Annotated in this window: 21 protein-coding genes and 1 pseudogene; 3 read left to right on the top strand and 19 right to left on the bottom strand. The window is 39.9% G+C overall.

The genetic code is table 11. The features are described 5' to 3' along the window. The first annotated feature begins 89 nt into the window (after positions 1-89). Entirely contained in the window at positions 90-1,316 is a 1,227-nt protein-coding gene (locus tag OCV88_RS06845) for a helix-turn-helix domain-containing protein (protein WP_158424791.1), read from the top strand. Between the two features lie 84 nt (positions 1,317-1,400). Here the strand turns inward: OCV88_RS06845 and OCV88_RS06840 are convergent, their stop codons facing one another. The 5 genes from OCV88_RS06840 to OCV88_RS06820 all read right to left on the bottom strand — a co-directional run bounded on the left by OCV88_RS06840 (position 1,401) and on the right by OCV88_RS06820 (position 6,570). Continuing rightward, positions 1,401-1,811: a VOC family protein gene (locus OCV88_RS06840; protein WP_158424790.1), complete on the bottom strand. Its 411-nt coding sequence runs from the start codon at positions 1,809-1,811 to the stop codon at positions 1,401-1,403. A 12-nt stretch (positions 1,812-1,823) separates the two neighbouring features. Continuing rightward, positions 1,824-3,131 carry an MFS transporter gene (locus tag OCV88_RS06835; protein ID WP_158424789.1) on the bottom strand — a complete coding sequence of 436 codons (1,308 nt, stop codon included), beginning with the start codon at positions 3,129-3,131 and terminating at the stop codon, positions 1,824-1,826. Between the two features lie 35 nt (positions 3,132-3,166). Next, entirely contained in the window at positions 3,167-4,222 is a 1,056-nt protein-coding gene (locus OCV88_RS06830; RefSeq protein WP_158424788.1) for a zinc-dependent alcohol dehydrogenase, read from the bottom strand. 173 nt (positions 4,223-4,395) lie between these two features. Further along, the gene (locus OCV88_RS06825) at positions 4,396-5,301 is read right to left on the bottom strand and encodes a DMT family transporter (protein WP_158424787.1); all 906 of its coding nucleotides are present in this window, start codon (positions 5,299-5,301) and stop codon (positions 4,396-4,398) included. A gap of 18 nt (positions 5,302-5,319) precedes the next feature. Next, positions 5,320-6,570: an MFS transporter gene (locus OCV88_RS06820; protein ID WP_158424786.1), complete on the bottom strand. Its 1,251-nt coding sequence runs from the start codon at positions 6,568-6,570 to the stop codon at positions 5,320-5,322. Between the two features lie 199 nt (positions 6,571-6,769). Between OCV88_RS06820 and OCV88_RS06815 the strand changes: the two genes are divergently transcribed. Both OCV88_RS06815 and OCV88_RS06810 read left to right on the top strand, forming a co-directional pair. After that, positions 6,770-7,684 carry a LysR family transcriptional regulator gene (locus OCV88_RS06815; RefSeq protein WP_158424785.1) on the top strand — a complete coding sequence of 305 codons (915 nt, stop codon included), beginning with the start codon at positions 6,770-6,772 and terminating at the stop codon, positions 7,682-7,684. Between the two features lie 203 nt (positions 7,685-7,887). Then, positions 7,888-9,525: an amidohydrolase gene (locus OCV88_RS06810; protein ID WP_158424783.1), complete on the top strand. Its 1,638-nt coding sequence runs from the start codon at positions 7,888-7,890 to the stop codon at positions 9,523-9,525. A 347-nt stretch (positions 9,526-9,872) separates the two neighbouring features. Here the strand turns inward: OCV88_RS06810 and OCV88_RS06805 are convergent, their stop codons facing one another. From OCV88_RS06805 to OCV88_RS06735, 14 genes and pseudogenes are all read right to left on the bottom strand, one after another. Then, the gene (locus tag OCV88_RS06805; protein WP_158424782.1) at positions 9,873-10,316 is read right to left on the bottom strand and encodes a GNAT family N-acetyltransferase; all 444 of its coding nucleotides are present in this window, start codon (positions 10,314-10,316) and stop codon (positions 9,873-9,875) included. 336 nt (positions 10,317-10,652) lie between these two features. After that, entirely contained in the window at positions 10,653-12,428 is a 1,776-nt protein-coding gene (locus tag OCV88_RS06800; RefSeq protein WP_158424781.1) for a GmrSD restriction endonuclease domain-containing protein, read from the bottom strand. Positions 12,429-12,691: 263 nt separating this feature from the next. Beyond that, the gene (locus OCV88_RS06795; RefSeq protein ID WP_158424780.1) at positions 12,692-14,056 is read right to left on the bottom strand and encodes a sensor histidine kinase; all 1,365 of its coding nucleotides are present in this window, start codon (positions 14,054-14,056) and stop codon (positions 12,692-12,694) included. Next, positions 14,047-14,706, bottom strand: coding sequence for a response regulator transcription factor (locus OCV88_RS06790; RefSeq protein ID WP_158424779.1), 660 nt, complete (start codon positions 14,704-14,706; stop codon positions 14,047-14,049). Before OCV88_RS06790 ends, OCV88_RS06795 begins: the two co-directional genes overlap by 10 nt. A gap of 62 nt (positions 14,707-14,768) precedes the next feature. Further along, entirely contained in the window at positions 14,769-15,584 is an 816-nt protein-coding gene (locus tag OCV88_RS06785; RefSeq protein WP_158424778.1) for a NisI/SpaI family lantibiotic immunity lipoprotein, read from the bottom strand. Beyond that, complete coding sequence (locus tag OCV88_RS06780; protein WP_158424777.1) at positions 15,577-15,759, bottom strand: hypothetical protein; 183 nt, start codon at positions 15,757-15,759, stop codon at positions 15,577-15,579. The genes OCV88_RS06785 and OCV88_RS06780 overlap by 8 nt, the downstream gene beginning before the upstream one ends. A 630-nt stretch (positions 15,760-16,389) precedes the next feature. Then, positions 16,390-16,644 (bottom strand): type II toxin-antitoxin system prevent-host-death family antitoxin, encoded by a 255-nt coding sequence (locus OCV88_RS06770; RefSeq protein WP_158424776.1) that lies wholly within the window; start codon positions 16,642-16,644, stop codon positions 16,390-16,392. A 517-nt stretch (positions 16,645-17,161) separates the two neighbouring features. After that, positions 17,162-17,644, bottom strand: a pseudogene (locus tag OCV88_RS06765) (lysine--tRNA ligase); the annotation flags it as partial. Between the two features lie 185 nt (positions 17,645-17,829). Next, complete coding sequence (locus OCV88_RS06760; RefSeq protein WP_158424774.1) at positions 17,830-19,083, bottom strand: site-specific integrase; 1,254 nt, start codon at positions 19,081-19,083, stop codon at positions 17,830-17,832. A gap of 13 nt (positions 19,084-19,096) precedes the next feature. After that, on the bottom strand, positions 19,097-19,336 hold the full coding sequence (locus OCV88_RS06755; RefSeq protein WP_014635876.1) for an excisionase: 240 nt from the start codon (positions 19,334-19,336) through the stop codon (positions 19,097-19,099). Between the two features lie 12 nt (positions 19,337-19,348). Then, positions 19,349-19,585: an excisionase gene (locus OCV88_RS06750; protein WP_022117666.1), complete on the bottom strand. Its 237-nt coding sequence runs from the start codon at positions 19,583-19,585 to the stop codon at positions 19,349-19,351. 13 nt (positions 19,586-19,598) lie between these two features. After that, the gene (locus tag OCV88_RS06745; protein WP_014635877.1) at positions 19,599-19,820 is read right to left on the bottom strand and encodes an excisionase; all 222 of its coding nucleotides are present in this window, start codon (positions 19,818-19,820) and stop codon (positions 19,599-19,601) included. 96 nt (positions 19,821-19,916) lie between these two features. Then, a complete protein-coding gene (locus OCV88_RS06740) occupies positions 19,917-20,138 on the bottom strand; it encodes an excisionase (protein WP_105155662.1) in 222 nt (73 codons plus the stop codon). Further along, complete coding sequence (locus OCV88_RS06735) at positions 20,128-20,691, bottom strand: type II toxin-antitoxin system PemK/MazF family toxin (protein ID WP_158424773.1); 564 nt, start codon at positions 20,689-20,691, stop codon at positions 20,128-20,130. The genes OCV88_RS06740 and OCV88_RS06735 overlap by 11 nt, the downstream gene beginning before the upstream one ends. Between the last annotated feature and the right edge of the window lie 9 nt (positions 20,692-20,700).

Raw genomic sequence — 20,700 nt, 5'->3', positions numbered from 1 at the left:
CGGAGCGGTATAATTAATTTCATCCACTAAAAATCAAGTAGCTGCAAAGCAGACATTCGATTTTTTACACTTTAGAAGGGTTAACAATTATGTCAACTAAATTTACTTCCCCGGCAGAACAGGCAATTATCCAGGCTCTTTCCGCTCTTACGGATGAGGAAGTTGAACTGCTGCTTACCCAGAGCCCCACAACTCCCGGCGAAATCATTGGTTCACAGCAGCCCGACTTTTCCAGGCAGTTTGCCATTGGAATCTGTATCGGAATCCGCCCTGATCTCGCAGAACCATTGATACAGAACTCCTATCAAAAACATATTTTACTAAACCTTCTGGTTTACAATCATGTACTTTCTGAATTTCATAAACAAAATATTGGTTTTGAGGTAGAACGCACTGCCCAGATGCTTCACCTTATGGGAATCTTTCCCCTAGAACACATGGAAGATTTTACAGAAGTTTATCTGAAACCAATTCTTGGCAGTATAGAAAGCAAATACCACACGCACTTATGCATGGGTATCGGCCTGCCCGCCGCCTCTCAGGCACAGCTGAAAAATTCATATAAAACTGCCCACTATGCTTTTAATCTGTATTTTTTTGAACAGACACAAATACTTAATCTGCAGAAAATCAATCAGACATTTGATGTTTCACTGGATGACTATGACTTTTATGTAGATGATGCTTTTCGTTCTCTGTTAATGAAGTCTCCTGATGTTCTGAAAAAAATAGAGCGGGTTATCGAAATAATCTGTCATATCCATTATGGCAACTGGTACGCAGTACGTATGCGTACTATGGATTACACCGGCGATCTGGCCAGCCGTCTTCGCCGTTATCATCTTCTTGACTGGGATTTTTTCGAGATGCAGGATGAACTTCAGAAAAACGTTATGAACGCTATGACTATGTCCGAGATACAGCAATGTATCCACAATCATTATAATAAGCTGCTCCCACAAATTTATAAAAGCAGCCGGCCCAGCAGTAAAGTTATCATTGAACGGGTGAAAAGTTATATACAGGAAAACTTTATGGAAGAACTCTCTATTCAGACGCTGTCTGAAATTGCCTGTGTCAGCACCAACTATTTCAGCCATATGTTCAAGAATGAAACCGGTATGAATTACAAAACCTATCTGACTGCCATACGGCTGGAAAAAGCGCTGGAGCTCCTTATGGAATCAGACTATAAGCTTTATGAAATCTGTGAAAAGGTTGGCTATAAAAATGTCCGTACATTCGTGGATGCTTTTAAACAGCGTTACTCTTTAAGTCCTATAAACTATAAGAAATCAATGACAAATAAAAAATAATACAGCAAAACCGGAAACAACCTGCTATCAGGTATTCCCGGTTTTGTTTTATGCTGATATTAAATAAATCCCTTATATTTTCCTTTATTTCTGCTGAATAAATTCAATCAGTACCCCATTGCAGTCTCTGATAAACATGACTGCATCTTCTCCCATGCGCACTTCATGGGCAATGTCCACACCGTTTTCTATAAAACCGGCCTTTAAAGCGTCCATATCGTCTGTCGCAAATGCTACATGTTTAGTCCCCACTGTCTGCAGATCTGTATTTGGTGTCAGGCGGTCCTTAGGAATCTCCTTAGGCTCATCATATTCAAACAGTTCCAGCTGATATCCATCTTTCTCCATAAATACTATCTTAGCGCTCAGAGGAGGACAGTACCCATCATCCTTTACTACCTCAAATCCTAAGTTCTTTCTGTACCATTCAACAGATTCTTCCATATGGTAAACGCTGATTCCGGTATGAAGCACATTCTTTACATTATCTGTCATTTCTTTCTCTCCCTACTTATCTCCATATAAACGATCCGATGCATTAGCATCTTTCATTTTCAGCATAGAAGCTGTAGCTATAATACCTATTATAATCACTACAAGCAGAATCGAAAAGGCAGCATTTGCTTTTCCCGCACTGATTAAGGTAATCATCATCATTGCTGCAAATGAATATGGAATCAGCTGAATCGTCATAATAATACGATTTGCAGACTGATACTCTTTTCTGCCATACGCATAAGAGGTGATACACGGATGAAGAGTCGGAACACCTCCGGTCATACAGGCTACTCCAAATCCCCATAAAATCATCAGCGGTACGCTTCCACCCTGAGGCTGCAGCATTAATGCAAGTACCGGAATCAATTCTGTAATACCAAGAATCAAAGATGCTTTTACAGACCCCAGTTTATCATCAATCAAACCAAATACATAGGATACAGGGATTCCAAGAATCGCCCCCATTGCCAGCCATTTTACAGCTCCAAGCCATACATCCTGTCCCCCAAGGCTCATATAATAAACAGCCATAGACCCCATGCAGGCTGCAATAGTAAACTGAAATGCCCCGAAAGAGATTATTAATTTCCATGCTTTACCCTGTCGTAAAATCTGACCAATGGAAAGTTTTACTTCTTCTACCGCTTCTGAGGTAGGTGCATGATCAGCTCCATCCGGATATAAACCTGCTTCCTCCGGCGTATCTTTAATGCCAACTGCTGTGATAATACATAAAATAACGATTATAATTGCAATTCCCACATAAAATATTCTGTAATCGCCTCCAAGCCGTTTGGAAATAAAAGAAGTCATTACAGACGTGCCAATTACAGAGAACAGTGGACTTCCCATCGTTACGATTCCCATAATCTGTCCCCGGTAGCGGATAAACCAGTTGGCTACCAGCTGAAATCCTGCCATCTGTAAAATCATACATCCGCATCTTACTACAAACATGGAAATGCTGTACAAAATATAGTTTCCGGATGCGGCCCCTCCATTACAATCAAGTCCATTAGCCCCGGCAATACCAAGCACACCAACAGCAGTAATTACCAGCACTGCAATCAGGGGTTTTTTTACTCCAAACTTAATAAACAACGATCCATATACAAACGTCAGTATAATACAGACAAAATTTCCTACAGTCATTGGCAGCTGCGTCTGCACAGAACTCCAGCCGCCGCCTTTCTCTGTTACAAATGTCTGGACAATATTAATCTGGTCACTCTGCAGACCGGAAAAAATGAACATGAAGATTACTCCAAGGATACAGAGTAAAATTGCTTTACTTAAAAACATTTTATTTTTAGCCATCTTTTTTCTCCCTTACTTCTAATACTCGACTATGTTTACTCTTCTACCCATGAGATCAGCCCGCCTGTCATATCCGGATTAACTTCCGGATATACATATTTTTCATAAGCTTCTGGGATCTCTTTATAGCCAAATTCATGACTGATCAGCGGAGTAATATCCAATTTTCCGTAAGCAATTAAATTTAAGAATACCTGAATGTCTTCATCACTGGTCCATACATCGCTGTTTGCATATCTTGCAAGATCACGATGCATAACAGGCGGCCATACGCCGTCAATAAATAAATCCGCCCGTCTTAACTTAAATGGTTTTGAATTGACATATGTACCGATCAGGCTGGCACCTTTTTGCATAATTGGGTCATCAATGGGAGGCATAGCCTCTCCGTGAACCTGTGAAATCATAACCAGCCGTCCCCGTTCTCCAATTAGTTCTGCCGCCTGCATTAACGGCCCTCTCGCTCCTGTGGCCTCAAAAATAACCGGCAGTCCTCCCCGATGTAATTTTTCAACTTCACGTTCCAGCCCCTTAGGATCTGTTTTCGTATTGATTGCAATATCCACTCCCATCTGTTTTGCTGCATCCAGACGGCCGTCATCCAGATCTGTAACAATTACCGGCAGCGCGCCTGCAAGTTTAGCAGCCTGCGCTGTAATGGCCCCTACAAATCCCTGGCCCAAAACAGCACAGGGCTCTCCCATCTGCAGATTCGAACGGCGCAGAGCATACATTCCCGTATGACCAAGATTCCAAAATGCCGCCTGTTTCAAATCTACATTCTCCGGACAGATCGTACAGTTTAATTCATCCATAACAAGATACTGCGCATGTTCTCCGGTGGTTACTATATGGTCTCCCACCTTTAATTCCCGCACACCTTCACCAACTTCAATAACTTCCGCCGCCATAGCATAGCCAATACTCGTGGGCAGAGGAACGATATGAGCGCCCAAAAGACCGTTTTCTGTTCCCGGACTCATTGCAGAATACTTAGCTTTTAACAATACCTGGCCAGGACCCGGAGCTTCAATTTCTTTTTCTTTTAATACCACTTTTCCTAACTGTGCCTCTGCATATATTGTTTTCATAATTGTTCTCCTTTTTCCATCCATGATTGTCAAATTTCTGCGCGCTATCCAATCTGACGTTTTCGAATAATTAGTTATTATTCAAATTTGTTGAGAACATTATTGCACAAAAAAAGTGATTGTAATACGCTATTTTTTGTTAAAAATCGGAAGTTTTTTGTTATATATAAAACTTAGAACACCTTATTATCTGTCGAAGAATATTTCCTTCTATTTTCAGGTACAAACACAAGATAAATATTAGAAAATATAACAAGAACAATTCCAATCAGTGAAAATATACTTAAGCTCTCCTGCAAAAACAAAACTCCCAGAACAATGCTGGTTACCGGTTCTAAAGCAGTTAGTATAGAAGCTTTTGAGCTCCCAATCTCCCGGATTCCAATCTGAAGAAACACAGTCGCAAGAATGCCTCCATCTATGGCAAACAGCAGAATAAACATCCACCCGCCTGTGGGAATTATGAAGTTTAACTCTCCGCTGAATCCGGCTATGGGCAGCAGCATAACAGACGCCGCCAGAAAGAAATAGAATGTATATGTATAAAAGCCTGTATGTTCCATAATCTTACTTTTATCAAGATACAACACATAAAAACCATATGTTATTCCGGAAGCCAGCGACAGAAAAAAGCCGCTCCATGAAAACGCACCTGACGGATTTGCAAACAGCACAATTCCTGCAATACAGATAATAAGGCTCACCAGCGAATGTTTCTGAATTTTTACCTTAAATGCCGCCCTCCCCAAAAGCAAGACAAAAATTGGATATGTAAAATTCAGGGTGGTGGCTGTTCCGGTATCAATAAGATTATATGCCGTAAACAGCATCGCGGTTGTCAGCACCGCTCCTGTCAGCGCCAGCAGAATAATCCGGAGCATATACCTGACGGGGATTTTAAAACGCTCCCTGTTTAACACTCCAAGGATGCCAAATACAGGCGTCATACACAGTACCCGCAATAACGCAAGCATTACTTCTCCTACACCATAACTGTACACAAATTTTGCCAGAAAGGGCTGGGCCCCGAATCCGGCCGCCGCCACAATTGTAAATACGTAACCTCTGATCTGTTTCATTTTCCTTAAACCTCTGCTTTAATTGGGTCTTCCGATTAATGTTCCATTTAACTTTAGCAAAATCAGCAAAGCTGCAATAAATAGACCAATATCCATCAAATACATGACATTATAATTGGTGAACAGTCCGGTACACAAAACCCCAAGGGCTGAACCAAAGCTTGACATAGCACCAATAACTGCAAAAGCCGCTGAATAATCCCATCTTCCATATTTAGTAGCTACAATAGAAGGAATCAGGTTCCCCATTGCCCCATTAGAAGCAAAAAAGAAAATTGCGCTCAGCCAGATAAACCAGACGGAAATTCCATGAAACAGACAGCATATGGTAATTAAAATGCATAACGCTGCATACACCACGCATGTATTTTTAGTTCCGATTTTCTGATCTAAAATACCATATAAAATACTTCCTGCCAGCCCTGCGAGACCTGCAACAATCAATACTGCAGATGCAAAGGAATAATCATAACCCAGACTTAAGATTCTTGGGACAACAGAGGCAACAAAAGTCATTCCGGCGCCATACATACACCCCATACTGATACCAATGGCCCATGTAGTGGGAGAGGTCAACAGCTTTTTTGGTGTAAATGGACTTTTATAAACTGCTATTTCATCAACTACCGACTTTGCAGTTGAAGCAAATGCAGGATCTCCATCCGGATATTCTCCAGCAGCCTCAGGAGTATCTTTCAGGAAAAAAACTCCTATGACTGCTACAATAGCAATAAATACCGCTACAATATTTAAGGTTGCTCCTACTCCAATCTTCTGAAAGGCCAGCGGAATAAATGGCTGCCACAGCACATCATTAAGAACAATTCCGCAGGTCACATACCCAAGTACAATTCCCTTTTTTGTGGGCCACCAATTTGCTGCCAGAGCACTAAATCCCACCTGAAAGTATCCTCCCCCCAAAAAACCATTGGCTAATATACAGGCCACAAACAAATAATAATTACTGGCAGAACCATAAACAACTGCCACAGCTGCCGTTAAAATCAATGTTAGAACTACAACAAATTTAGGACCTTTCCTTTTGCTGACCATCCCAAACACAAATGTCCCCCCAACGCAAAACATAATTGCCACTCCAGACATTACACGCAATGCCCCCACATCCCATTGATATTTGTCTGCAATGGCCGGCAATATCGTATTGGTACAGCCGCTGATCAGTGAGCCCCCAATCAACAATACAATCCCCAAATAAATCATCATTTGAATCTGTTTTTTCCCATGCCAGTTTCCCTTCCTGTTCTCCATAGTAAAACCCTCCTCCTTCTTTGATACAACAGCTATTTTTATCAGGTATTAAAACGCTTTGTTTTCCCATCTCCTGATTTAAAAACCGTTGCTATATGTCGTTGAATTTATTATAATAAGCTAAATTCACGAAGTAAAACCACGAAAAAGAAACGGTGTTTCACATTTGGAATCACCATTTAAAAGAGAGGTTCCCAATATGGATATTGATAAATTACAAACCTTTATGGAAGTTGCACGAACAGAATCTTTTCGGACAGCCGCTGACAATTTATTTCTCTCCCCCGGAGCCGTATCCAAACATATTTCTTATCTTGAATCGGAATTTTCTATCACCCTCTTCCACCGTTTTTCGAAAGGTGTGGCATTAACAGCCCAGGGAAAAATATTTGCAAAATATGCAAAGCCGCTGGTAGATGATTATGAGCTTCTGCGTCAGGCAGTTTTCTGTCAGGAAGAAAAAGATACTGTCTGTGTCCGCACAATCCCAAATAAAGATATGCTTGGTTTCTTTGATCTGATTTCTGCCTTTGAAAAAGCATATCCCAATATTTCGCTGAACTTACAGGACATCCAGGGAACCGAAGCAACCAGCGTACTGGCAAACGGAAAAAGTGAGATTGTATTCTGTATGGATCAATATTTGGACCCTCATTTAACCGAATATAAAAACCTGCATGAGAGCACCTTAATGCTGCTTGTATGCGCTGAACATCCCCTGGCCCAAAGAGAAAATGTTTCCGTTCTGGAACTGGCACAGGAATCCTTCATCTCCCTTCCTGAAATAACCGGTATCGCTTCCACGGTCACCAGATTTTGTAAAAATGCAGGATTTGATTACAAAGTATCCTGTTATTCTGAACGAGAATCCAATATACTCACCATGGTCAGCATGAACAAAGGTATTGCTATTGTGGATCCTTCTTATTTCCGCAGCGACTTTGTAAATTATTATGGCAGAGCAAATGTAACCGGTATTCCCCTAAAGGAACACTTTACCTGGAATCTTGTGATGGCCAAATCCAGAAATATGATTTTAAAACCGGCAGCACAGAAATTCTGGGACTTTACTTTATCTCAGGTAAAACGTAAGCAGTGGCCGGCTTTTGAATAGCTTCAACTATCATTTATATCCGGCCAGTACAATAGTCCCGTCTGTAAATTTTCCATGCAGACGGGACTTATTATATTGTTTCCAAACCGGAATCAGAGATTCCGAAACGAAGTTTTACTTTCCTTACACCAGATGCTATCGTTATCTCAGCAGATATTACATATCGGCATATTTATATTTGAGCTTACAGGAGGAGACATAAAATGTTAAACTGGAAACCATATGCAGATTTAATCATTCACAACGCAATTATATACACAGCTGATCTTTCACTGGCAGAAATATGTTCTGGAAATTACAATTTTCCTGTTATTGAGCATGGATTTGCAGCCGCAAAAGATGGCAGAACCATCGCTGTCGGCTCAGGAGACTGGCGTATTTACGCCGGTTCTGATACAAAAATCATAGATGCGAAAGGCCTTCCTCTCCTGCCCGGTCTCATCGACTGCCATATCCACGATATGGAATTTGGGCTGGAGCAGATGGGCATGGATTTCTCCCGCTGCTTATCCCTGGAAGAAATGCAGAAAACCATTACTCAATATGTTAAGACAGCATCCCCCGGCAGCTGGCTGAAAGGTTCCGGCTGGAATGAATGTCTGTGGGACAGCAACCGGCCTCCCTGCTGTAAAGATTTAGATAAATTCGCTCCTAAAAATCCGCTGTACTGCCAGCACATCAGCCATCATATCTGTGTCACGAATTCTCTTGGCCTTCGGCTGGCCAAAATTACAAAAGATACTCCTGATCCGGAAGGAGGCAGCATCGGACATTTCGATAACGGAGAACCCAATGGTCTTTTTTATGACCGGGCGGCCATCGCCCTGCTGGAACACGTAATGCCGGAGACATGCGAAGAAGAGCATATCAAAGCCCTGGAAACATCGGGGGCCATACTAAACCGGTTCGGTATCACACAGGTGATGAATTCTATGATGACCTGTGACGAGATGCGTGCCTATCTACAGGCCAGAAAGCAAAACAGACTTTCTTACCGGGCAAATCTGATGTTTTCTCTTGACCGTTCCCTGGGAGATGTTCATGTCCAGGCGGAACGTATAAAACAAATGACAGCAGTAACAGGATTTGGCGATGATATGGTTAAAATGGCAGGAATTAAAATTATTCTGGACGGGGTCATGTCTGCCGGAACCGCTGCTCTGAGAGAAGAATATGAGCACATTTCAGGCCGGGGTTCTACCTCCTATTCATCCCACGATCTGAAGCTTTTAGCACAGCTGGCAGGCAAATATCACTGGCAGGTTGGCATCCACTGCTGCGGCGACCGCTCTGCCGACATGGCAATGGATATGTTTGAACAAACCTGCCATCCCCAGAATCGGCACTTTATCATACATCTTACACTGGCTCATCCTGATCAGATCAGCCGGCTGAAAGCTTCCGATATCAGTCTTGCTCTTCAGCCCGCCATAAATACGGAGCTGGGAGAACAAGCTGTAATAGGTCAAAAATATTCAAACCTCTACATGCCTCTGCAGACACTTTTTCGCGAAGGAATCATTGTGGGGGGCTCCTCTGATGCACCGGTTGTGACCTGCAGTCCATTTGCCGGCATGGCCAGCGCTGTAGAAAGACGCCTTTCCGATGGCAGTATTCACCGTCCTAACGAACGCATCTCCATCCGCCAGGCCCTGCTTATGTGGACCAGAGGCTCTGCTTATCTGTGCCATACAGAAAACACCTGCGGCAAAATTGCAGCAGGCGCTTTGGCAGATTACATTATCATTGATACCCCGCTTTTAAATACCTCTGCTGATGAAATCAGGCATACCCGCGTACTTCACACTATACTAGGAGGAAAAACAGTTTATCAAATTTAATAAAAATACCCCGGTAGATGTGTACATTATTTGTACATGCTATCGGGGTAATGCTATATTTTCAGACCAGCCATTTTAACGGTCAATAATACCTTTTTACCAGCTTCTCATAATGTGATTATAAACAGAATTTCCTGCCTGTTCTTCTAAGAAAACTCACATAGGCATTCTTACTTAATACAATTATATATTATGAAATCCGGACTCCCAAAATAAAGTATCATAAAACTTTGCTTTTTCTTTTATTCGTTGTTTAAAGAAAAAAATAATTCTAAGGCCATTTGATTCTCATGTGAGAACCAAACACCTATTTAAAAACTATATTCATTTGTTCAGCAAGCTGGGATTCATAATTTTTTCTGTAAATAAATCATATCTACTAATTGGCCACCACACTCATAAATGGGGTGGTCATAATTATCTATAAAGAAATTTTTAATATTGTGTGAACGAACAAAACCACATTTTTCATAAAAAGGAACCGTCAACGGACTATCCCCTGTACCAACTTGCAGTATAGAATACTTCTCTTTATATTTCATAGTAACAAAGTCAATCAGTATTTTACCGTAACCCCTGCCCTGATATTCTGGTTCAGTTGCAATATTTTTGATTTCAAGAACACCTTCACCCTCATCAGTCACTATGCACTCACATTTAATCCCGTTATCGTCTAATACATACATTGAGCCCCTATCAATATATTGGTCTATCATATTCTCTTGTTCATCAGCTAACAACAACAGGGAAAGAAATTGTTTTTTATTCTCTTTGATTTCTTTAATTTCCATATCGGTACACTCTCCGCGACTTCCCATTTGTCTTTACGTTCATTGTATCATACTTATTTAAAAATCGTCATTTTTTGATAATCCACCGTCAACGGTTGATTCCTGTAATAAGTTCTTAATTTATGTTTTGAATCAAGACGGTGATGAAAAGATACTGCACAACACAAAGGCTTACAAAATATTCTTAAACCGGAACAATTTGAAATTACATATTAGAACAATTCTGTTAAATTGGAGCCATAACTGTATTCCATTGAATGTAATTTTCTTCCATCTCTAGTTCTTTGAGTTTACGATACTTTGTCTTAATCTTCTGTTAATTACCTATTTATTTTTTTAGATAAGACCTTGTCCAAAAAGATTTATAACATCTTCGCTTTCTCTACCAGAGATAGTTTTCCCGATAGCGATTTCAATGGAGTTTAAAAGCATTTTGGCTCTATATATGATATGACTATTAAAATCATCCTCCCTGCAGCTATCAACATCAATCCAATGTGAGTTCAAATATTCATCAAGAATCTTCCTGCCAACTTGGCCTTTATTTTCAATTTTTTCCAAATATTTACTTGGAGGAACACCACCAATTTCTCTATTGGTTGAATAGGTGATAGGAGTCTTATTCACAATAGAGTTCCATTTTTCTCTTGGATAATTCTGTTTTTCACAATAATCTCTTGGGAAAATATGATGAATATCAATATTTTCCGATTTATATACTGTAAAGTCCATTTCCCGTCCACTTATAAAATCTTTGCAATGATTTTTTAGTATCAAAGCCATTATCCCTTTATATGCTGCTGACTGTCTTGATTGAAGTGTAATGAGTCTCGTTGGATTAAAATATGCGTCCTGAACCGTTTTAGGCGCAGCTGTATCATTTTCAGCCCACTTTATAACATCAACAACATCATTGACATATCTTGTCTCATTTGCGCTGCCATATAGTTCACCAAAAACACCACACCAATACCATTGTTTAATTTTATTCTTTATATTCGTAACTTTAATTTTATTTCCCTCGCTCAATAATGTACAGATTACCGCCAAAGGAATCAATTGTGTCGAATACGGTAAATCTCGACTTGAAAATATACGTTCTTCTTGAAGCATTTTCTCGGCTTCAACAAATCCAGCAGATAATATATCCGCATACTTTTTATAATCACTAAGAGGTAAATTTAATACATCTTTCTTTTTACAACTTACTGTTCCACCTTTTTTATAAGTTGAAAGTAAAGTGCAAGCAACAAGAAAATCTGTGGCAGTAATAATAGACAACAAATCCCCTATAAAGAATTTTTTCTGTCTTTCCTCCCAATCCTTTCTCAGTTCAAAATCATCCATTGCAAAAATAGCTGTTATAAGTTCAAACACAGTTAAAGAAACACCACCTGTATTTACATTTTCAAACACCTGACACACAGCTTCTTTTGGCGTTTCTTTACCAAGAAGAATTATAGGCATTTTATACTGCATTGTCTGCATTATAACTTTTGTATTAAAGTCTGTAAATTCTTTAATCGCTTCCGCACTATAATTACAATATGCGTAATATTGATTCTGCCAGTTCTGAACTTCTGTAAAATTCAAGATAATATTAAGTGGAAACATTTTATTTTCAAATTCTTTTGTTCGATCAGACAAATCCAGTTCTATATCTCGTCCAAAATTAGATGTGACAATCCTATTTTCCGGAACTGAAAAAATTGCATCTGCCCTGTCACACGCAGGATCAAGCGCCTTTTTAATATCTATATAATAATATCTGTATATCTCCTTCCCTTTATCTGTTCGAGTGTGTACTGGAGCAGAATTGAAAAGGGCAGAATAAATAGACGTTAATCTCTGTTGCCCATCAAGAATAAGTTCAGAAGGAACATTCTCACTTGAAGGCGCGCCTTCTATCACTCTGTATTTAAAACGAACATTCTGATTACCATACTCCAAAAACATAGCAGCCCCTACAGGGAAATTGCTGGTAATACTTGCTATAAGAGCGCTTATTCTATTATCTTCCCAAACCCATCCTCTCTGAAAATCAGGAAGTTGTGTTTTTCCATCGTTTATACCAGACATAAGTTCTGTAATCGGTTTATCGTTTGTTTGCACTTCTTGTTTCCTCCTTAATCTGCATATTTTTCAATGCTTTCCATGATATACAGTTGATTATTAACGCCTTCTATTTTAAAACTGATTAACTGCTTTGAAAATATTGTTTCCGAGAGTGTCGAAATCAATTTTGTCATATTTTAATTATACCATGGATGGCGGACTCTTCGGAGTCCGTTTTCTGTTTTTAGCACCAAAAACAGGACCCAGCAGAACAGCTGATTAATCAACTATTCTGCAACAGCCCCGCATAATCTTGTTATTTAGCAGATAATATTCATTATCACTTTTGCTCCGTGGGTGGTTATATCATTTGCAATAAATAACTGTCCGCTATGCTGTTTCATAATAGAGTCCACTATATACAGCCCCATCCCAAAGTGCATTTTAGAATTTCTACTACTGTCATCCATAAAGAATTGTTCTTGAGCGTGATGCAGAGCTTCATTGCTAAATCCTTTACCCTCATCAACCACACAAATGTGCAAACGCTTTTCGGCATATTGAATTTTTATATAAACCGTTCCGTTTATCGGAGAGTATTCTACTGCATTGCCTACAACATTCATTATTGCACGTTCAATCAGCATAGTATCAATTTCAAGTGTTGAACAGTCTGAAGATGTATTCCAAGTCAACTGTATATCTTTTGCAGTACACAAAACTTCAATCTGCTCCTTGATATTATCTACATATAAGGAAAAATCCACGTTCTCCTTATGGAGCTGATACCCCGCAGACGCTCGTGATATTTCAATAAGCGTTTTAATGTAGATCTGCATTTGTTCTGAACTCTCTGTGATATATCCTGTATATGCTTTTTGTTCATCATCAAGTTCCGTTTCGCTCATTAAGTCGATATTTCCTTGAATGACAGTCAATGGTGTTTTCAAATCGTGAGCTAACGCTGCAATCTGTTCTTTTTGCATTTGTTCCAGTTTCCATTGCTGTTCCAAAGATTCTTTCAGGCTGTCTTTCATGTTTGAAAACGACTGTAAAACATCTTCAAATTCTTTTACTTTTGAATGACCCACATCAAAATCAAGATTTTGAGCCGATATTTCCGCAGTAGCTTCAAAAAGCGGGTCTAATTGACGGCGCAGCTTTTTAGAAAACCTGCCTGTTAGAATAACGCAAACTGCAATACAGTTGATACCTATCACGATATATAGTAGTTTTTCAGGCGACGGAAGATGCTCATTCAGCCAGTTGTTTGTGAATTGCGAGCCAACATAATACTGAAGAATAACATACTCATTTTCACGAGTAACAAGCAGGTATTGCTTTTCCGGGCTATTGTTCGCTTTTCCAGAAATAGCATATTCCATTGCTCGATTCAAATCCGCTTCACCAAGTGTCGTTGCAAGAATATTGTAATTCTTGTCAAGCCGCAAAAAATTAATGCCTGCGGGCAGTTCAACCTCTGATAAATCTGGTGTTGCAGCAACAATTGGAGCAATATATTCTGCACTTCGTGTAGAATAATCCGCATAAGTAGTATATCCCAAAGTAACGGTAAGCAGCATTATAGCAAATGGAACGGCAACAGCCCCTGCCAACCCCAAAAGCAGCATAAGGAGAAAACGCCAAAAAGATTTTCTTAATGAACTTGCCTTTTTTATTCCCATTTATATCCAATCCCCCAAGCTGTTGAAATCGGTTGTATATCGAATTTACTTAATTTCGCCCGTATATTTTTTATATGAGTAGAAATAGTGGAATTATCGCTGTCACCCTCTAAACTAAATACAGCTTCATATATCTGTTCTTTTGAAAACACCTGCCCTTTATTTCGGGCAAGAAACTCGCATATTAAATATTCGCTTTTAGTAAGAGAAACGAGCATATTATCTACTTGAAGTTCCATTGCCGAAAGGTCTATCTTTACTCTATCAAAATTGATTGATGTGTGTCGCTCACGTTGTTCACGGCGTAAATGGGCATTCACTCTTGCTCGAAGCTCCGCAATGCGGAATGGTTTTGTCAAATAATCATCAGCCCCCAGACCAAGACCAAAGGTAATATCATTCTCCATCGTTTTTGCTGTTAAAAACAAAATCGGGCAATCTATAAGAGAGCGTATTTTTGCACAAAAAGTAAAACCATCAATCTCTGGCATCATTATATCTAAAATGACCAAGTCATACTGTCCTAATTTATCCAAAGGAACCTGCACTGCCGAACTATAAGCAGATACTATATGACCATCTTTTTGCAATCCGTTTTTTATAAGTTCCAAAATTGGAATTTCATCATCAATCACAAGTATTAAAGCCATATTCCTGCCTCCCTTCAAAAAAATCCTATTTATTATAACATTTTTTATAAATTCCGGTTCAACTATTCGGCAACAGCCAAGTGGTATTGATGATTCACTTCAACTGCAGCCGTTTCGGAAATATCCTTACCTGATACTTCGTAAACATCAGTATAAACCCACTTTTCTCTTGCCTGCTTGTTTGTCCCAGACCAATCAATCCCATTCATTTCCTCTTTACTTAAAGGCTTTTTGGTATCAGCATCAAAAATAATATTTTCAGCAATAATATCAACGTAACTTCCAAGCTCATCTTCTGATACAATATTCGATGTAACTTGGTATGTCACATTATTGCAAATAAGCTGTGTTGCATTGTCAGGGTTAACCTCAAAGCTGGCATTCTTCTCTTGATTTGTATTTTTGTAATTAAATACGGTAAATTCATCTGTTACAGTATCTGAAAGAACAGCTTTATGATAGCCGCCATTGACATCAACAATCAAATATGTTGTATCGTCAGGTGCTGCATAAACATTAAGAAACGGAATAATATAGGCTGCATTTGGGGTTTTTTCTGTTAAGTCTGCCAAAGATTTAAATGTAGTCTTTTCTATATTTTCCTGTACAAGAATCCTTCCATTTTCACCTACTGCGGTAAGTTCACGAATGTAACCGATCCACTCACCCAAACTGCTGTTAGAAACGGTATCCTCAAGTATTGTATAGCTCTGTGATTTATAGGTGAACTGTGTTACATTTTCCATATTTAAAAAACATTGCTCCTTATCCTTTGAATAATTATCAATCTTTTGCTGAAAAAAAGTACAGCCTGATAGTAAAACACTAAAGGTCAACGCTAAAAGAACACCTGATATTATCCGTATTTTTTTACTCATAATTTTTTCTCCCTTCCCAGTTATTAAACCACATCAAAGTTAATATCAATACAGCATTTACACCTCCTTGTGGCTGCTTTTTTACAACCTTCATAAAGAGTTGTTCCAGATTCTCATTCGCTTGAAGTTCCCCCTCATCCCCTAAAAGGTTAGATGTTTTCAAAATCATATTCATAGTAATGTGTCCTTTCTTTCGATTTCAAAGAAAGGATACCGTATGAATTTGAAGATTTCATAAAGAAACAAAAGATTTATTTCCGGATAATTTAACGCCACAACTAAGCGCTCCTTTATTTTTGTTTCCATACTTGACTTTAACAGCTCATAGTAGAGATTGGTTGAACGGAAAGTGAGTTTCTTCGGCTTAAGAAACTCCGACTTGAGCCACACATAAATGAATTTTTCTGCGGTCGTTCCGTTATATTTAATAAAGCCCAGTGCTGCAAAGGACGCAGCACCAAAATGCACATCCCTCTTAACTTCGGTTTGCCTTTTCGCCGCCCTCCATAATACAGACAATAGCTGCACTCGCCATCTTTAAATGGTATAGCCCCTGAATTTGTCGTACATCCGTTTCATTGCGTTCTCCTGATAAGCAAAAAAATCGCCACCCTTTCAGATGACGATTCATTCGCTATAAAATTGATATTTAATTGTCGTTTGGCTCTCCAAACAGAATCCGCATAAAGTTTCTTCGTCCATAAAGGACTCGGCCAATCTGCACAGTGTTATTTTCAAAACGGTAGAAAGCCGTATAGTTACCGCATACAAGAAAGCGGTAATCGCTTCAGAGGAAAACTGTACCTTAACCATTGGCAACACCGAGCATTTTTTCTACTTCGGCAAGATCTGTCCAGCCTTTTTCCTGTGCAGAACTCTCACCCTTAGCAAGCTCGCCCATCAATTTCAACGCCGCTTCTGTTCTCTCATATTCCTCTATATCAAGAATGACGTATCTGCCTCTGCCGTTTTTTGTGAGGAACACCGGCTCTCCAACGGCAATATCCCGTAATACTTCCGTGTAGTTTCTCAAATCAGATACTGGTTTAATATTTGGCATAATACTCGCTCCCTTCAAGTTCGCTGTAATTATTATGCTATTATTTGTCGTAAAATACAACAGCAAAATTAAAATAAGCAAATGGTAAAGCAATAATCCCATTCTGAAAGCAATGTAGTTTGCGAATATCCCCACAAACGAAAAAAGACCTTGAAAGATGTTACTCTCTCAAGGTCTGTCTTTATCTATACTCCAAAATCCAACTGCTTCGCAGTTGCCGTGCTTATGCACTCTATGATTTTGTCGTTGTCGCATCCGGTGAAAACAAATACTTCGCTGCGCTCGTGCTTGTTTTCCTGCGGATGCTCCAAATTATGCGATTTTTTGGACTCTGCACATATTCGGGCATCAAATGATGTAAGATGTAAATTTTGAGCCTTTTTTCAAAATGAAGTACATCCCGTTTTACAAGGCAAAACGGTACATCCGTACATCAGGTCGACTGTCGTCAACCTGTGTTTTTCGCCTTATGTCGGTGTTCGCAAGCGCACACCGCCGCAAGGCTCATTTTCTCACCTTAATACAGCTTTGCTCCTGCCGGAATTCTGTCATCCACCATCAAAAGATTGAGTCCTTCACGACCGTCTTCTTCGTGTACTGCTGAAATCAGCATACCGCAGGAATCAATGCCCATCATCGGTCTCGGCGGCAGGTTTGTGATAGCGATACAGGTCTTGCCGATCAGTTCTTCCGGCTCGTAATACTCGTGAATACCGCTTAAAATCACTCTGTCTGTGCCTGTTCCGTCATCAAGCACGAATTTTAAAAGCTTTTTGCTCTTTTTCACTGCCTCGCACTCTTTCACCTTTACGGCACGGAAATCAGACTTTGCAAAGGTATCAAAATCAACCATTTCCTCAAAGAGAGGCTCAATCTTTACCTTAGAGAAATCAATCTTCTCAGGCTCTGATTCTACACTTTTTTCTGCCGCTTCAGGAGCTGATTTTTTTACATCATTTTTCGCATTTACACCATTTAAGGACTTCATTGTGGGGACGATTTAGGACATCGTTTCAATTCTTGCTATAACCCAACATAGTTCAAAATAAGTCGCAAATCAGATTTTTTCAAAATCCTACTTTACTTTATTTTCGATTAGTTTCGTGGGGGCTTTGTGTAAAAATTGATGTAAATGATGTAAATGCTCTAATCCACCAACTATGAAGTCCGTATCAATTTAATCTGTCAAACTGACACTTTATTATACTCATTTTTGAAGTAGGAGTCAAGACCTTCAAATTCGGACTTCCTCAGTTCCTTCGTTACATCGGTATAGATGTTAAGCGTAGTTGAAATATCTTTATGACCGAGCGTGTCCTGAATGACCTTAACATTTACCCCTGCTTCGCACATTCTTGTTGTGAAAGTGTGCCTTAAAGAATGACAGCTAAAATGCGGGAGCAATACTTCTGCGTTTTCATCTTTCAATAACTGCTCGTCGTTGCAGTCACGGATAATGCGGCGGATTGCTTTGTTCAGGGTTGCCTGATGTTGCGGCTGACCAAAACGGTTGATGAAGATAAAATCGGTATATCCATCGACAGTCGCTTCGCAGTGAAGGTCGAGCAGTTCCTGCCTTTCCTTTTCCATTAAGAATGCTTCTTTGACGAAACCGAGCATAGGCACTTTTCTTCTTCCTGCCGGGGTTTTGGTCGTATTAACATTGAAGTAACAGCCACGCTTACTGCCCTCAGTACGGTGGTCATAGTAAACCAGCGTGTGGTTCAAATCAATGATACCTTCTTCCAAATCAATATCGCACCATCTTAACCCTGTAACCTCTCCAACACGAAGTCCCGTACCAATCATAACCGCAAACACCGGATACCAATACTTTGATGTAGGAGAGTTTTTCAGATAGTCAAGAAACAACTCCTGCTCCGGCTTTGTTAAGGCTCTACGCTTCTCGGTCTGAAAACAATGGGACTGTTTCAACTCTTTAAGCACATTGTTTGACGGGTTATTCCTGATGTAGTCATCATCGACCGCCATATCCAAAATCTGATGGAGAACCGTATGAATATTATCAATGGTCGCTGGCTTTAGATGGCGTTCGTCTGCAAGGTAATTATAGAACCTCTTTATATCTGTTTTTCTCAGAGAAGATACAGTCTTTGAGCCTATCTGATGACGGACAAAGGTCTCATACATATACTTGTAGTTTTCAAAGGTGTTGTTTTTCAGTCCTCGCTTCAAATCCTTCCAAAGCTCATATATGTCATTGACCGTTGTGTAACGAGCTTCTGCCTTAATGCCATCGCTCTTGTCTTTTGCGATTTGTTCCTCTTTGTATCGCAGTTCATCAAGTGTCTTGGCATACACATAACGCCTTTTGTGGTTGGCGTCCGTCCAACTGAAATGGTATGTACCATCGGCTCTCTGTGATTCGCCTGTACGAAGCACTACTCTTGATTTGTCTTTTCTTTTTGTTCTTGGCATAATTTTTCCTCCCTTAAATGCGAAATTGCTTATCAAGATAATCAATAAATTTGTCTCGGATTACACAGACCTGAACACCGTTAGTGACAGCAAAGGGACAATCACCCTTCATTATGATTTGCCTGATTTTTGTCCTACCTATACCGGTGTACTCGGCTGCTTCCTCAACAGTTAAAACATTCTTCTCCCAAAAGGGAGCTTTTTCTTTACGCTTTTCGAGTAAGGCTCTGTAAGCTAAAACACCGTTGTCCATAAGCCCTCCTTCCTATATTGAGTACATTTTCTCAATGTACTCATCAAAAACTCGTCTCTTAATCATTCGTCTGTTTCCTACCCACAGCACGAACGAACATTTTTCTTGGCTTGTCATCTCATAAAGTTTGTCTCTGCCTATGCCTGTGTAAGCGGTCGCTTCATCAATCGTAAGGTAAGGCTTAACCCAAACCGGCACGGTTTCCACCCGATTGCCTGAATTATTCAATTCAGTCTGCTTATTTCCCATAACACCACCTCCGTCAGAGGGAATACTGCGATGACAGGTATTCCTCAAATTGTTTTCTTTTAATCAATCGCTTTGCTCCGTTCCAAAGAACGAAAGGACAATCTTCGCTATTCGATAGTTCTTTTATCTTTGATGTGCCAATGCCCGAATATTCCGAAGCTTCTTCAACCGTAAGATTCATTTTCTTCCAAATTGGGACACTCGGCATATTGGATTTAAGCTGTTTGTCAGACATACGCTGTAACCTCCTTCCTTTGGTGATTACAGCATACTCAAAAGTCTGCGGTAAGCCAATTATGCGAATCGGCTCATCGCAGACTTGACTTTTTTCTTAAATCGAGTATTGCCTTTCGATAAATTCGTCAAAGACTTTCCTTTTAATCATTCTTCTGCTACCAATCCAAAGAACAAAAGGACAATCCTGACTTTCCGTCATTTCATAGAGTTTTCCCATTCCAATACCGGAATAAGCTGCCGCCTCCTCAATAGACAGGTTTGGTTTACACCAAAGAGGAATATCGTAACGCTTCTTCTTTTCACTGCTATTTGACATTCCTGCACCCCTTTCCTTTGACCGAGGTGCGTTTGTCATAAACGATATAATCCCAACCGCTGTTATTGCACTTATCGCAGTTGTCTTTGCTTTTCGCAAAAAGGTCAAGACGCCTGACAACATAATTCGGGTCGTGGATATAGTCGCTCAGGCACTTGGGACATAAGCAGCGAACATCTCCGTTTCTGTCTGTGTTGTAAATCCATAAACCGAAAGTCTTTTTAAGAGCTGCGTTAATTTGCTTCCAAAGCCTTTCGTCGTTTACCGAACCAATGTAGTCTGTCAGTTCGTCCTTATTGACGGTTTGTATCTGTTCAAGAAGAACCATTGACGGCTTCTTCAGACCGAAGTCCTCACCCAAAATGATGTGTGAAGGAAGATACTTCTTTTTCATCACAGCCGTAACAGCAGCAACAATAATTGTCGGAGCATTTGCATTAAAGTTGTCCGCCTGAATTACCATTACAGGTCTCTCTCCCGACTGGACAGACCCCTCTCTTTTTCCAAAATCGTAGTAGAATAAATCTCCACGCTGAATTTCTTTTCTCTGCATTTATGTATA

The sequence above is a fragment of the Brotonthovivens ammoniilytica genome, from assembly GCF_025566885.1.
Classification (GTDB): domain Bacteria; phylum Bacillota; class Clostridia; order Lachnospirales; family Lachnospiraceae; genus Brotonthovivens; species Brotonthovivens ammoniilytica.
The sequence above is the reverse complement of the archived record's forward strand: the minus strand, read 5'-3'. Positions and strand labels throughout refer to the sequence as shown.